The organism is Virgibacillus ainsalahensis, assembly GCF_055380755.1.
This window is the reverse complement of the sequence record NZ_AP043943.1, coordinates 2,090,652-2,103,794: the sequence shown is the minus strand read 5'-3', so window position 1 is coordinate 2,103,794 and position 13,143 is coordinate 2,090,652. Positions and strand designations below refer to the sequence as shown.

General features: G+C 38.9%; 8 protein-coding genes, 1 pseudogene and 1 other annotated feature. Of the genes and pseudogenes, 6 read left to right on the top strand and 3 right to left on the bottom strand.

The features are described 5' to 3' along the window. Window positions 1-20: 20 nt before the first annotated feature. Window positions 21-278: a binding site (T-box leader), on the top strand. 43 nt (window positions 279-321) lie between these two features. Further along, on the top strand, window positions 322-2,967 hold the full coding sequence (locus ACZ427_RS10265) for a valine--tRNA ligase (protein WP_461177487.1): 2,646 nt from the start codon (window positions 322-324) through the stop codon (window positions 2,965-2,967). Between the two features lie 15 nt (window positions 2,968-2,982). Here ACZ427_RS10265 and ACZ427_RS10260 read toward each other — a convergent pair whose 3' ends face one another. Further along, window positions 2,983-3,855, bottom strand: a complete 873-nt coding sequence (locus ACZ427_RS10260) for an ATP-grasp domain-containing protein (RefSeq protein ID WP_461177488.1) — start codon at window positions 3,853-3,855, stop codon at window positions 2,983-2,985. A 14-nt stretch (window positions 3,856-3,869) separates the two neighbouring features. After that, window positions 3,870-4,763, bottom strand: coding sequence for an ATP-grasp domain-containing protein (locus ACZ427_RS10255; protein ID WP_461177489.1), 894 nt, complete (start codon window positions 4,761-4,763; stop codon window positions 3,870-3,872). Between the two features lie 59 nt (window positions 4,764-4,822). Here ACZ427_RS10255 and ACZ427_RS10250 point away from each other — a divergent pair, with 59 nt between their 5' ends. The 5 genes and pseudogenes from ACZ427_RS10250 to ACZ427_RS10230 all read left to right on the top strand — a co-directional run. Continuing rightward, on the top strand, window positions 4,823-6,109 hold the full coding sequence (locus tag ACZ427_RS10250) for a bifunctional folylpolyglutamate synthase/dihydrofolate synthase (protein ID WP_461177490.1): 1,287 nt from the start codon (window positions 4,823-4,825) through the stop codon (window positions 6,107-6,109). Window positions 6,110-6,215: 106 nt separating this feature from the next. After that, window positions 6,216-7,082, top strand: a complete 867-nt coding sequence (locus tag ACZ427_RS10245; RefSeq protein WP_461177491.1) for an SPOR domain-containing protein — start codon at window positions 6,216-6,218, stop codon at window positions 7,080-7,082. A gap of 258 nt (window positions 7,083-7,340) precedes the next feature. Further along, entirely contained in the window at window positions 7,341-7,910 is a 570-nt protein-coding gene (gene radC, locus ACZ427_RS10240) for a RadC family protein (RefSeq protein WP_461177492.1), read from the top strand. Between the two features lie 548 nt (window positions 7,911-8,458). Next, window positions 8,459-10,342, top strand: a complete 1,884-nt coding sequence (locus tag ACZ427_RS10235) for a reverse transcriptase/maturase family protein (RefSeq protein WP_461177493.1) — start codon at window positions 8,459-8,461, stop codon at window positions 10,340-10,342. 76 nt (window positions 10,343-10,418) lie between these two features. Further along, window positions 10,419-10,562 (top strand): annotated as a pseudogene (locus tag ACZ427_RS10230) (JAB domain-containing protein); the annotation flags it as partial. 89 nt (window positions 10,563-10,651) lie between these two features. Here ACZ427_RS10230 and ACZ427_RS10225 read toward each other — a convergent pair. Then, entirely contained in the window at window positions 10,652-12,898 is a 2,247-nt protein-coding gene (locus ACZ427_RS10225) for an MMPL family transporter (RefSeq protein WP_461177861.1), read from the bottom strand. Window positions 12,899-13,143 lie beyond the last annotated feature (245 nt).

The following is a 13,143-nucleotide window of genomic DNA, read 5'->3' as shown; positions in this document are numbered from 1 at the left end:
TAAAATAACAGTAATTAATATGAAATGTAATGATAGGGAAGAGTACAAAATAATTACCTTTAGAGAGGGAAATCGAGAGCTGAGAATTTCCCAGGAATACTTATTTTGGAAGGTCGCCCTTGACACAGCTTCTTTGAAAATAAAAGGGATGTGTAAACATCTTTGGTAAAGTAGAAGAACGCCGGTAATTGACCGTTATCAATCGATTGAGTGTACAAATATGTATGTATTTGTAAACAAAGGTGGTACCACGGAGAGCATACCTTTTCGTCCTTTTTATATAGGATGAAAAGGTTTTTTTAATTTAAGGAGGTATGAATGATGAACGAAAATGAAAATACATCACTGCCGTCAAAATATAATCCGCAGGCAGTGGAAAAAGACCGTTATCAATTCTGGCTGAAAGGCAAATATTTTGAAAGTACAGGTGATCCAGAAAAAGAACCGTACACAATTGTTATACCACCTCCAAACGTAACTGGAAGATTACATCTGGGGCATGCATGGGATACGACCATGCAGGACACCATTTCCCGGATGAAGCGCATGCAGGGATATGACGTGTTATGGCTTCCAGGTATGGACCATGCCGGGATTGCTACACAGGCGAAGGTGGAAGCTAAGCTGAAAGAACAGGGAACCAGTCGTTATGATTTGGGCCGCGAGAAATTTCTCGATACTGCTTGGGAATGGAAAGAGGAATATGCTGATTTTATTCGTTCTCAGTGGGAAAAGTTGGGTCTGGGTCTGGATTATTCACGTGAGCGATTCACGCTGGATGAAGGTCTTTCAGAAGCAGTTAAAGAAGTCTTCGTGACATTATACGAAAAAGGGCTCATTTACCGGGGAGAGTATATCATTAACTGGGATCCCAAAACACAGACTGCACTTTCTGATATTGAAGTGGTATATGAAGAGGTACAAGGGAAATTTTATCATATGCGCTATCCAATCAAAGATAGTGATGAGACGATTGAAATTGCTACAACACGCCCGGAGACTATGCTGGGTGATACAGCGGTTGCGGTTCATCCGAAAGACGAACGGTATCAACACCTGATTGGCAAAACAGTAATTCTGCCAATTGTCGGACGTGAGATAGAAATTGTTGCCGATGACTATGTTGATATGGAATTAGGTTCAGGTGCTGTTAAAATCACACCGGCACATGACCCGAATGACTTTGAAATTGGGAATCGTCATAATTTGAAGCGTGTCCTTGTCATGCATGAAGATGGCTCCATGAATGAAAACGCCGGAAGATATCAAGGGCTTGATCGTTTCGAGTGCCGCAAGCAAATTGTTAAAGATCTTCAGGATACGGGTGTTTTGTTTGAAGTTGAGGACCATGTTCATCAGGTAGGTCATTCTGAACGTAGTGGTGCGGTTGTTGAACCATATCTGTCGACACAGTGGTTTGTTCATATGCAGCCGCTTGCTGATGCTGCAATCGATTTGCAGGAAGGTGAGGAAAAGGTTAATTTTGTACCGCAACGTTTCGAACGCACGTATCTTCACTGGATGGAAAATATTCGTGATTGGTGTATTTCACGCCAGCTTTGGTGGGGGCATCGTATTCCTGCATGGTATCATAAAGAAACTAAGGAAATATATGTTGGAAAAGAGGCACCTGCTGATATTGAAAATTGGGAACAGGATGATGATGTACTAGATACATGGTTTTCCTCTGCCTTATGGCCATTTTCAACAATGGGTTGGCCAGAAGTGGATGCGGAAGATTTTAAACGCTACTTCCCGACAGATGTACTTGTGACAGGATATGACATTATTTTCTTTTGGGTAGCACGGATGATCTTCCAATCTAAGCAATTTACCGGGGAAAGGCCATTTAAGGATGTTCTGATCCATGGATTAATTCGCGATGCAGAAGGTCGGAAAATGAGTAAATCATTAGGTAATGGTGTAGATCCAATGGATGTTATTGAAAAATATGGTGCTGATTCATTACGGTACTTTTTACTAACGGGATCCACCCCGGGACAGGATCTGAGGTTCCATTGGGAAAAAGTGGAATCCACTTGGAATTTTGCTAATAAAGTCTGGAATGCTTCCCGTTTTTCATTAATGAATATGGAAGGCTTCAGCTATGACGATATTGATTTAACTGGTGAAAAATCACTGGCGGATAAATGGATTTTAACCAGATTGAATGAAACAATCGAACATGTTACGAGAAATACAGATAAATATGAATTTGGTGAAGCTGGACGCCATTTGTATAACTTCATCTGGGATGAATTTTGTGACTGGTACATTGAAATGGCGAAACTGCCACTATATGGAGAAGATGAAGTGCAAAAACAAACAACACGCTCTGTTCTGGCCTATGTATTAGACCAGACAATGCGTATGCTTCATCCATATATGCCGTTCATTACGGAAGAAATTTGGCAGCAACTCCCACATGAAGGTGAGTCGATTACCGTTGCGGCCTGGCCACAGGTGAGAAATGAATTTCATGATGTGGAAGCTTCAAAAGAGATGAAACGGCTTGTATCAATCATTAAATCAGTTAGGAATATCCGTGCAGAGGTTGATACACCAATGTCCAAACAAATTAAACTGCTCATTCAGACGGAAAATGAGGAAATTGCAGAAGAACTTGAAAATAACCGTGAATACCTGGAACGTTTCTGTAATCCAAGTGAATTAGTAATGAAAACCAATGTTGATGCTCCTGAAAAGGCAATGTCAGCCGTCGTAACCGGTGCTGAGTTATTCCTGCCATTGGAAGGTCTGATTGATTTTGAGAAAGAGATTGGCCGCCTGGAAAAGGAATTAACAAAATGGGACAAAGAAGTGGAACGGGTACAGAAGAAGCTGGCAAATGAAGGTTTTGTGAAAAAAGCACCTCAAGCCGTTGTAGACGAAGAAAAACAAAAAGAAAAGGATTATATTGAGAGACAAGCGAAAGTAAAGGCGCGACTGGAAGAATTGAAGAGATAAGAGACAAGCGGAATTTCAGCATCTGAAATTCCGCTTTCTTAAATCATCTTTTATATAGGATATATACTTTCTAACAATATTGATATCACTTACCTTACTTAGTGTTCTGGAGCCAACAACATCTTCAATCTCATTGAAAATTAAATCTCCATCAAGCCCAATGAGAAAATCAATACCGACCATCCCAAAATTAAAATGGCTGATAATTTTATGAACAAGCGATCGTTCTAATGGTCCCAATTTATAAAGTTGAGCACTGCCTCCTAGCATATAGTTTGCTCTGAAGTCATTCTTGTTTTCTCTGAGGACTGCCCCGATAATCTCCTCTCCTACAACAAATACACGTAAATCCTTCCCCAACTGGACGTTGCTGGATTGAGCTATAATATTGGAAGTGGCAAGGCAGGTTGTACAACGCACCCAGTCATTTTGGTTCTGAATAAAATGCACCTGCTCACCACCTCTTCCGCCTGATTCTTTTACAACAAACGGAAAAGAAAGTGGTGCAGTTTCCGATAAATTATTTTTCTGAAGAAAGAAGGTATCCATCATTGGAATGCCAAGGTCATTCATTGTGTGATGCGTTAATGCTTTGTCATTACAGATCATTGCTACGGACGATGGGTTGAAAACGGTAATACCACATGATTCCAGATGCACGCTCAGCAGCGGTTCAATTGTACGAACGATAGCAAAATCCGGTTTGGTAACATTTTGGTATCTGTTTGTAATTGTTCTTTCATTACCAGTAATGCCAATAGCTATTTCTTCCCTTAGGACTAATTCGAGTGAGATATACTGTAGTTTTGCTTCCTCCATAAACCATTGAACAAAGCGCATATTTTTTTCTGCATCTTTCATACTGTATATCAACCAACCGTGTTCCAAATGGTTCACCTCATTTATTGTCTAGACGCTTTTAGAATATAATCGATAATATAATCAGCTGTATTTATTCCAGTACATTCATACATATTCCTTATATGCGCATTTGAATTTATTTCACATATTACAGGCATATCATCCGGCCCGAATAATAAATCAATACCTGCAAAATCAGCGCCTATTGCTTTCGTTGCTGCAATCGCCATTTCTTTTTCATGATTTGCTGGTTCATATGCTTCCATTGTGCCACCTGCTGACACATTTGCTCTGAAATCATTGAAAGACTCCCGTTTCATGGCTGCTACGACCCTGTCACCTACAACCTGTAGACGTAGATCTTTTCCATAGCTGGATGACATAAACATTTGAAACACGAATGCTTTTCCTTGGAGGTCCAGGACTTTCTGCCATAATTCTTCTTCTGTATGCAGTAAATAAACCTGCTCCCCGAATGATCCATAAGCTTCTTTAATAATCATGGGAAACCCCAGTTCCTTCATGGCTAATTTTACCGTGGCAGGTTCCAATTTTCCCTTTGAAAAAATCTTCGGTGCAATAATAGTGTCTGGAATTGGCAGTTTGTCTGCAGCCAATTGTTGATATGTAGCTATTTTATCATCACTGACTTCAATAGCTTTAGCGCTGTTAAAGACACGAACCCCTAGTAATTCCAGTTGTTTTGCCAAATAAATATCTTTATCAGCAAAAACCGCGTAATCTGGCAGCTCCTTTTTGGGATGTTGTAAAAGATCAAGAGACTCCATTCGTAATAGGCTGAGTAATTCATTGTTTTTATATATGGTTGTCTCACTGTTCTTCCTGGCTGCCGCAGCTTGTATCCATTCTGCGAAATCCAGAAATTTATTTCCGGGTAAATTTCCGTTATATATAATCCATCCTTGTACATTCAATTGTTGACGTCCTTTCTGCTATACTTATTGGTAATTGAAATAAGAAAGTGGTGTAGAAAATGTTTGAAACATTTGTGCAGGTTGAATCCTTTTTTGAAAAAAGAAAATTGCTCGGTATGAAACCGGGATTGGATAGAATTAACTATTTACTTAAACTGATGAATAATCCCCAGTACAAAATGCAAGCCATTCATGTGGCAGGGACAAACGGAAAAGGTTCCACGGTCAGTTTCATTAAAAATGCGCTTCGTAAAAACGGATATAAAGTGGGAGTGTTTACTTCACCAAGTATTACTGGATTAACCGGTCATATTTTTACGAGTGATACCCCAATCTCTGAGGAAATATTTCTGGATTTATTTAATGAAATCTATCCTGCTATTCTTCAGTTGGATAAGGAAAATATGTCTCCAACAGAATTTGAAATCATTACAGCACTTGCCATTTTGTGTTTTTCAAAAGATACAGATATTGCACTAATGGAAGCAGGTATGGGAGGACGGGAAGACACTACCAATTGCTTTGAGCCCATTTTATCCATTATAACAAATGTTGCAAGGGATCATACAAGATTTCTGGGTGAAACAACTGCAGAAATAGCCTATCAGAAGGCAGGCATTATCAAACAGTCAACACCAGTCATTATAGGAGATATGGATTCAGAAGCAGTGCAGATGATAGAAGAAGAAGCCCAAATCAAGCGTGCACAGATTCTTCGACTGGGAGAAGACTTTACATATACAGTAATAAAACGGGACAACGATATCCAGAAAATTTCATGGAAAACTGGAAACTCTGCTATGGAACTGATGATAAATATGCAAGGGGGGCATCAAATGAAAAATGCCTCTATCGCGTTGATGGCAGTATTGAAATTGATGACAAAAGGTTTTTCCATAGATCTGGAGAAAGTGAGAGTGGCAATGAAGAATACATTTGCACCTGGAAGGTTTGAAATTATCAGGACTGAGCCGCTTGTGGTTGTGGATGGTGCTCATAACCCTGCTGGAATAGAGGTTTTTATGCAAACTGTTGAAGAAAATTATAAAGATAAAAAGAAACATCTTATTTTTGCAGCTTTCAAAGATAAAGAATTGAAAACGATGCTGGAACTGCTTAATGGGTCTTTCTCATCTATTACTTTAACTTCTTTTGATAACCCGAGAGCTGCAGATGCAAAAGAATTATATAATCTTTTCAAGTATGACAGCAAGTTGTACTTCAATGATTGGAAGGAAGCTGTGGATAACACAGTACAACAAACCGATGATTGTTATTTCATAACGGGATCTCTAAATTTTATTGCTGAAGTGAGAAAGTATTTTCTTGGAGAGGAAGAAAAATAATGCAGTTTCTGTAGAACGATTTATTGATAGAGTGACAGCATTCGCCTTACTTTTTATCTCCCCTGTGCTAGAGTAAAACACAAATCCAGCAGGCGGAGGGTGAGGAATGGACAAGAAGAGAATTACTGAAATAAGTGAAAATGGAAAGCAGATAAAAATGAAACTCAATAATCCGGCAGATAAAGAACAAGCAGCAACCGTTCAAGATGCTGAAGATGACCCAATACCTGTGTTTGTCAGACCTGTCAAAAAGAAAAATACAACGAACAAAAAACAAAATAAGTCAAAATCTATTAAACCTGTTCTCTTAGCAAGTATTTCTGCTATTGTTATTGGCTCAATTTTAGGCGTAGTTATGTTACGAATGGTTACAGGTATCGAGGGAGAGGCAGTGCAAGGAGATGGCACGCCTCCAGTAACTGTTGGTACAGGTGAAGAAGATGAGTCTCCCACAGAATCCTCTGAATTTACATTGAAACAAATGGAGGCATATGTACTGCAGGGTGGTGTTTTTTCAGAGAGTGCAAATGCAAAAGAATGGGCGGACAAATATAATCAGGCAGGATTACCTAATATAATCTGGCAAAGGGACAACCAATATTTTCTTTTGGTGGGAATTGCCGGCACAAAGGATGAGGCAAAGCAGTTAATAAATACAATGGAATCCTATCAATTTGATGTTTTTTCAAAAGAATGGACAACCGATCAGAAAGAAGTAGAGCTTTCGGCTAATGAGCAGGATTGGCTTCAATCCTTTCAGGAGCAATGGGTTAAAACAGTGAATGCTTCAAATAATGAAGAAATAGATACAGCAGGCTGGGAGAAGTTGATGGAAGATTACCCCGAGGACGGAGAAAAACTTATGAATTTAAATGAGGAAGTTTCCAGCTTGCAGGAAGAAGTAAAACAGGATGAAATGATTTTGCAGCAAAAGCTGCTTTCACTATGGTTGGAATATGATAAAATAAAGTAATCTGAAAAGTTGACGTTGCATCAGGCACGTGGGCTGGCCAAGCAAGGTCAGCTCTTTTATTTTGTGGCGAATCTTATAAAAGCGTATAAATGCCTGATTTTAAATTTTCAGGATGTAAATGGTCGATGTTTTGTTATTTCCTTATGGAAGTTTTTTAAAAATGCTGTCAGTACTACCGGTGAAAAATCAATAACATTGATTTGTCTCTTTTTATGGAACGCTATAAGATATAGTTATCTTAGTTAAGGAGGCCAATCAATGACCGTTTCATCAATTATGATTAAGGATGTTCCAAAAGAGGACCGTCCGAGAGAGCGACTGCTGAAGCTCGGGGCTTCTCATTTGTCGAACCAGGAATTACTTGCAATATTGCTTGGAAGCGGGACAAAAAATGAATCAGTGACGACTTTATCAGGACGCGTATTAATGCATTTTGAAGGACTGAAACTGCTAAATGATGCTACAATTGAAGAATTAATTGCAATAAAGGGGATAGGTACTGCAAAGGGCGTTTTGTTGCTATCCGCTATTGAACTTGGGAAAAGAATGAATCAGTATAAACCGGCTGACCGCTATGTAATCCGTTCTCCGGAAGATGGTGCTGATTATGTAATGGAAGAAATGCGCAGTTTAAATCAGGAACATTTTGTTGTGCTTTTTCTAAATACCAAAAACCAGATTATCCACAGACAAACGATTTTTATCGGCAGTTTAAATGCCTCAATCGTGCATCCAAGAGAAGTGTATCGTGAGGCGGTGAAACGCTCTGCCGCATCTATTATTGTTGCACATAACCACCCTTCCGGCTTGCGCCTGCAAGGTGCGTAAATTTAGCGATTTCATTTGAAATCTAGAACTTCTTACAATGTTCTATGGTCAGCATCTTACCTTGAGAGGAAACTCATAGAGGGAACATAGCATGATGTGAAAAGGAGAAAAGACGACAAAGCTATCCAAGTCGAGTCAGTTCTTCAGACCAAGTGATGTATGGTAAAAGCTAAACTGCTTGAATCCTAGACGAATGACCGATGGGTGCGCCGTTACCTACGATAGCTAACAGGTAATGAGGATAAAATGGGAGACGTATCGCCAGAGCGTCTGTTGGAAATCGCTGCTTTCCTGTCCATAGTAAGAGTTATCCTTCAATCTTCCGCTAGAAGAAACCGTCGAAAGGGGTACCTAACCATCACCATTAAATTTATGTCATAATGCAGGGATTATCTAAGTGCGAGTGCCTAATAGCTATTAGACGTAGGTCTCTGAAAATCGCATATGATAACGGAGTTTTTATAGTACCCAACGTTTGCTCGTAATGAGTTTAGCATGGGGAAGAAAAACAGGTTGATGTTAACGTCAACGAGAAAGGAGTCATGAATATGGCGACTAATCCATTTCGACAGTTGGACGTTATAAGGAATGTTTCTCAAAAAGGAAATACCGTTACGGATTGTTACCGCCTTATGTATAACAAAGAACTGTGGATTAAAGCATACGCAAAATTATATCCAAATGCAGGGAATCTAACAAAAAGTACATCTAATGAAACAATAGATGGCTTCGGCTTACAGAAAATTGATGACATCATTGAACAATTAAAAGCTGGAACATTCCGCTTTGCGCCTGTGAGAAGGGTTTATATCCCGAAATCTAATGGGAAAAAGAGACCTCTAGGAGTTCCTAACTTTAAAGATAAGATGGTACAGGAAGTTATGAGAATGATACTAGATAATGTATATGAACCAGTATTCTTAGACAATTCTCATGGGTTTAGAGAAGGAAGAAGCTGTCATACGGCTCTATCCCAAATCAAAAACACATGGAAAGGTCTAACATGGTGTATTGAAGGAGACATTAAAGGCTTCTTCGACCATATTGACCATTCTGTATTAACCAATTTAATATCAAAGAAAATTCATGACAATCGTTTCCTGCTTCTTATTCATAACGCTCTTACAAGTGGTGTCATGGAAAATTGGACATACCATAAAACATACAGCGGTACGCCACAGGGAGGTATTATCTCACCTTTGTTAGCCAATATCTACCTTCATGAGTTTGACTTATTTATGGAAAAACAAATGGAAGAATTCGATAAAGGTAAAACAAGAGCTAGAAGCAAAGAAACAAAAGCTTTCAAATCAAATATTGATTCAACTAAAAGAAAAATCAATAGGCTAGACGAAAAATACGGACACAAACTTTGGGAGAAACGGTCAGTACTAATCGACCAGATACAAAACTTCAAAAAGCAAAGTTTGACTGTCCCGTCAGTTGATCCAATGGATGATAACTATCAAAGAATGAAGTACGTTCGTTATGCTGACGATTTCGTCATTGGCATTGCAGGGAACAAGGAAAGTGCAATGAAAATAAAAGAGTTGGCACGGAATTTTCTTGAACATGAATTGGAACTTGAGCTAAGTGAGGAAAAAACACTTATTACACATCTAGAGAATTCAATACCATTTCTCGGATATGAATTCCGAAGATGGAATGAGGTTAAAGTCAAAAGAGTCACATATAAAAACCAAAGACATCCACTGAAAAAACGGACGCTTTCAGGAGCAATAAAGTTAGAAATTCCCGAAAAGAAAATAAAAGCATTTGCAATAAAAAACGGATATGGAAATTTGAACACATTTAAAATAACCCACAGGACAAAACTTATTAACAATTCGGAGCTAGAAATACTGTATACCTTTAACGCAGAGCTTCAAGGAATCGCAAACTACTACAAACTTGCTAACAACTATCATCATCTAGACAGGCTATTCTATTTAGCAGAAAGTAGTTTTATCAAAACAATTGCTAATAAACGAAGAAGTACTTCTATGAAGGTTGCTACAAGCATGAGAACTCACAAACAGGGTGTACTATGCTTAATGAGGAAAGATAAGTATGGTAACGACAAACACCATCAGTTTGTAAAACTAAAAGACCTTTCAAAAATTAAAGGTGCAATCAAAGTAGACCCACCTGATATAGATATATCGGTGAATACAATGAAATATTCAGGTAGAACAGAATTTGAACAACGCTTATTAGCGAATCGTTGTGAAGCGTGCGGTACAACAGAAGGTCAGATGGAAGTCCATCACGTCCGTAAATTAAAGGACATAAAGAATAAACGTAACTTAACATATCTGGACAAGGTTATGATTCAACGTAATAGAAAAACACTTGTCCTATGTTATAAGTGCCATCATGACCACCATGAGAAGCAAATTCCGATTAGTCAGCTGGCGAGCCGTATACACTGAAAGGTGTACGTACGGTTCTGTGGGGGGAATTATGAAACCTGTTATGGAAACATAAAAAGGCGCATGGTTCCTACCCGGCGACCCAACTCCTTCCCAGGAAGATATCCATGTAACTAGACGATTAGTAGAATCAGGAAAAATGATTGGAATCGAACTTTTAGATCATTTGGTTATCGGAGATAGAAAATTTGTCTCGTTGAAAGAAAAAGGATATGTATAATACCTACTTTAAGAAAAAATTAAAATGATCGGTATGTTATCAAAAAAATTGCTGGCAGATATTCAATGCCAGCAATTTTTAAGCACCACCTATTTTTCTTTAGAACGAACCTTGTACAAGCTTTCATCATTTTTGAGTTTCCAAAGCTTACCTGGCCAGAATGAAAATCTACCAAGTACAGTGGTGATTGCTGGCACAAGTAATGGTCTGACAATAAATGTATCCAGCAAAATACCAATCGCTGTAATCGTACCAAAATGCACAAGTACTTCAAGCGGCAGCACAGCTAAAACAGCGAATGTTCCCGCTAAAATTAGACCCGCAGAACTAATGACACCGCCAGTTACTGCTACACTCTTCGCAATAGCTTCTTTTAGAGGCATTATTTCGCGATTATACCATAAGTTGGACACGAGGAAGATATTATAATCAATTCCAAGTGCAACGAGAAAGACAAAGGAATAGAGCGGAATCGTTCCCTGAATTGCAGATACGTCAAAGAAGTAATGCAGAACAATCCAACCTAATCCGAGTGCAGATGCGTACGAAACGATAACCGTAAACAATAGATACAACATCGCTACGAAAGAGCGCAGGAAAATAAAGAGCAAAATCGCAATTATTAGCAGTAACACAGGTATAATAATCGATTGATCTCGACTTGTTACTTGATCGGTGTCGTATAAACCTGCTGTTTCTCCACCTAACCATACGTTATCTTCTGCATTATCTACATTCGCATCTTGCAATGCCTCTGTTGCCATCGCTTTAAATTCAGGAATACTTTCTACTGCTTCTGTAGAATATGGGTCGATGGAAAGCGTTACTTCCCATTTCTTTATTTCCCTGTTGTCTGTTCCTTCTGCCAGGTCAGATACAATCTCCACATATGGGTGGCCTTCCAATTCTTCTTTCAAATCAATACTTTCTCCATTGCTATCTATGATTACTTCAATCGGTGCAATTTCTCCTGGTGGGTAATGCTCTGAAATAATTGTAAATCCTTCCCGTGATGGCATATCTTCTGGGAATGAATCGAGCAATGCATATGTGTATTGAATTTTTGGCACAAAAGCGGCTAAACCTCCGAGGATCACTAATGTAATTATGATTACTGTCCATGGTCTTTCGGTTACAAGCTTACCTATTTTCTTACCAAATTTATTATTTTCTTTTGGCCGGCGTATCTTTTTGCCTTTTTTCTCTTCCAATTCCTGCGTCATTTCTTCCGGACGTGGTACAAATGGAATAAAGGCAAAACGTCCAAGCAATGCTAAAATAGCAGGAAGAACAGTCAACGCAGCGATTCCCATGATGAAAATCGACAAACTAAACGGGATCGCAAAACGATTATAAGAAGCGTAGAATGCTAGACTAAGTGACAACAAACCAATCATAGTCGATGTGGAACTCATCATTATCGCCCCACCGACACCACTGATAGCACGTTTTAACGCTACATACTTATCTCTTTCCTCACGAAGCTCGCCACGGTAACGCGAAATTAAGAATAAACAATAATCCGTCCCAGCTCCAAATAAAAGAACCGTCATAATAGAAATGGCCTGTGCATCGACTACAACCCAACCTTTATCCGCTAAAAAACCAAGTAAAGGACTAATGGTTCCGTATGCAATTCCAACCGCTACTAATGGTACGAGTGCAAGAATCGGGGAGCGGTACAAAATAATAAGTAAACCAAATACAAGGACAACTGTAGCTATTAATAATGTAAAGTCCGCATTACTGAATAAGGAAACCGTATCTGTCTGAATTCCAACAGGACCAGAGAAACGTACATGCAATCCAGCATCATCTAATTCCTTTTGCGTGATTTCTTCACCAGCCTGATTTTCAATTAGAACACGTAAATCTTCTAAAATCATTTCATACTCATCGGTAGTTGTTCCACTATCAAAGAAAATTGGAGTTGTTAATGCTTCCCCATCCTCCGATGCACTTCCCTTTAACACATCGATGGGTGCATCTTGAAATGCCGGAATAAATGCTTGTTCATCCAATGGCTCATTACTAAGATCTTGATAGATCCCTTGAATCATTTCATAATCTTCATCTTCCAAACCATCATCCCGTTGCCAGACTAGAAGTAACGGAGTTCCCGAATCATCAGCAAATTCCCGATCAGCAATTTCAGTAGCTTCGACGGACATCATATCGTCAGGCAACAACTGCTGATCTGTCGTTTCCTCATCATTCACTTGTGGCCATATAAACGATAGAACACCAATCAGCAATATCCATATAAATATAGTCAGCCACCGTGTCTTCGGATTAGCCACAAGCCGTCCCCATCTTTCCAAAAAATTCTTCACTATTTCATTCCTCTCTCACAAAAACTATTTTAATAAAGCCCTTCATAATTATATATACTAGACAGTTAATTAATCAAGAATGGACAGAAAAGAGATTCCACTCAGCAACCTCGCTTGGCAACTTTAATTTTTGTTAATCTTTTGACAGTGCGAAACGCGATGAACGAGGATTTTAAAAATTATTTCGCTTCCGTAGATGACCTCACAAAACAAATTATAGACTTTTATTGGAGTGGCCTGGTTGGGAT